General features: G+C 57.0%; 2 protein-coding genes. Both read right to left on the reverse strand.

Annotated features, from left to right (window positions below):
* Positions 1–56: 56 nt before the first annotated feature.
* Entirely contained in the window at positions 57–821 is a 765-nt protein-coding gene (gene istB, locus FU672_RS24710) for an IS21-like element helper ATPase IstB (RefSeq protein WP_032669233.1), read from the reverse strand.
* On the reverse strand, positions 818–2,317 hold the full coding sequence (locus FU672_RS24715; protein ID WP_148245218.1) for an IS21-like element ISPlge2 family transposase: 1,500 nt from the start codon (positions 2,315–2,317) through the stop codon (positions 818–820). The genes istB and FU672_RS24715 overlap by 4 nt, the downstream gene beginning before the upstream one ends.
* Positions 2,318–2,409: the final 92 nt, after the last annotated feature.

A 2,409-nucleotide genomic window follows, 5' to 3' on the forward strand; every position in this document is an offset into this window, starting at 1 on the left:
TATTAGACGTCAACTACCTTGGCCGATACGCGTCAACTACTCTGGCCGCCTTTGAGTTATTTCTTAGCTGACTGCTGGGTGACTGCTTTTGATGTTTTCTTTCTGTAACTTTCTCCTGTAACTTCGAAGATGTACCCGTGGTGGATCAGCCTGTCCGCCGCTGCCACCGCCATTGTTTCGTCCACGAAGATACTGCCCCATGTGCTGAACGGATGGTTACTTGTGATGATCAGACTTCCTCTTTCGTACCGGTGCGCGATAAGTTCGAACAGCACGCCCGTTTCCGCGTTATCCCGTTTGACATAGCCCAGGTCGTCTATCACTATCACCCGGTAGCGATCCAGCTTCAGAAGCATCTCGTTCAGCCTCAGCAACGACCGGGCTTTACGCAGCTCCTGCAACAACTCGCCGGCGCTGTAGAACCGGACCCGGTAACCCTGGCTCACTACGCCGTCCGCGATCGCTGCGGCAAGGTGGCTCTTGCCCAGACCGCTGGCACCGAACAGCAGGACATTCTCCCCGCTGTCCACCCAGTCCGTTGTTTCACACAGCTGACGCACCTGTGCGGCATTCAGCTCCGGGACTTGGCCGAAGTCATATTCGGCCAGCGTTTTCCCCACTGGCAACCGCGCATCCTTTATATACCGCCGCAGCCGTTCGCTTTCCCTGTGCGTCGCCTCTTCACTGCAGAGTGACAGCAGATAACGCGAAGGGGTCCACCCTTCGGCCAGCGCGCGTTTCTCCTGGCTGTGCCACTCGGTGGCTATGCGCGTCAGACGTAACCTTCTGAGCAACCTTTCAAGCGTATGGATATCGGTCATTGCAGGCCTCCTTTACGCATCAGGTTGTCATAACCCTGCAGGCTGTGCTGAACCAGTTTCCCGTCCGGCAGCGGGCGTTTATCCTTCACGCCCAGCCAGTTGAGCAGCTTCTGCAGATCCGGCTCTCCCGGCTCCAGCAGCAGGTGGTTCAGCCCCTTCGCGACCGCTGAGATGTCTTCCCGCTCTGCCGCCAGCTTCAGGGCATTAACCATCAGGCGACTCGCCAGCTGAGGGGCAAGACGTGAACACATCCGCTGCCACAGCTGCCGCCATTCATTATCTGGCAGGATGTCGTTACGCAGTGTGGCGTGGTAGAACGCCCCGGGTTTCATGACAAGACTACCGATCACGTGCCGGAAGTTGATACTGCGCGCCCGCCGTTTACCTTTCGGTGCCCGGACCCGCTGACAGCTCATTACTTCATCGCTGCCAACGTAACAACTCAGTCTGTCATCCCACAGACGAACCTTCAGCATCTGTCCGATAAGTCTGGATGGCACGCTGTACACAACGTGCCGGACGTTGATGGTACTACTGCTGCTGACCCGGACAGACAACTCTTCGTAGTCAGCACACCGCCGCTGAGGAAGGGGCTTCAGAAGTGCCAGTTCCTGACGGACCAGATCCTGATTGCGCTGGTTATGACGCAGCACCTGCTGTGTAACGAACTGACGATATTCATTCAGGGAACCGAAGTCGTTATTTCCGCGTAGCAGCAGGGCCTGCCGTATACGCTCCTTGAGGTGTCCGTGAGCCGACTCCACTGAACCATTCTCATGGCCCCGTCCGCTGTTATTGCGGGAAGGAGTCATGCCGTAGTGTTCACACAACCCGGCATAGCGCGCTGTCTGGTCCCGGTGGTCTTCCTCGCTCAGGTTTTTCCATGCTGCGGCCAGACTGTCTGTACGGTGCTCTGCTGGTACACCACCCAGCTGACCCAGCGCCTCCTGTAGTCCTTCGGCCAGAGCGGTGAAGCTCTCGCCGCCGGTGACAACCCGCATCCAGCTCCAGCGACTCCATTCAAGACGGAAGTGGAAGAGCTTGTGTTCCAGCGGGCAGCCGTTAATGGTGATAACCGTGCCTTTCAGCTGGGTAAAATCTGACAGCGCCCGCATTCCCGGTTGATGCTCCTGGCGGAACATGATCTCCCGTTCCTCACCGTGGCAGGCTTTCCAGGTACGGATACGGCGCTGCAGCGTCCGGCGCACCTTATCGGGGTACTGGCCCGGATATTTATCCTGCAGATATTCGAGAACCGTTGTCGGCGAGATCTGCGGACGGGAAACGAGTAAAGGAAGCACATCACTGAGCCAGACCGCTTCCAGAGGATCCTGACGTGTCCGCCAGTGTCGCTCACCTGATGATTGCCATTGCCCTTTTTCAATACGTCGTCCGGAGCGAACAGAAATGCCGGTGGTGGCCGCAGCGGCTTCCTGCGTAAGACCTTTATTACGTTGAGCCATGTAAAAACTGACCTGTCTGGTATTTAGCGTCACAACCTCTCCCTGGAAAGAAGAAACAGGACGCTCAGATTACAAACAGGCCAGAGTAATTGTCGCGATGCGGACGGGGTAATTGTCGCCTAATA

The sequence above is a fragment of the Enterobacter asburiae genome, assembly GCF_008080435.1.
Classification (GTDB): Bacteria; Pseudomonadota; Gammaproteobacteria; order Enterobacterales; family Enterobacteriaceae; genus Enterobacter; species Enterobacter asburiae_C.

Coding starts and splice junctions, on each gene's coding strand:
- istB (WP_032669233.1), bottom strand. CDS start 821: ATGACCGATATCCATACGCTTGAAAGGTTGCTCAGAAGGTTACGTCTG.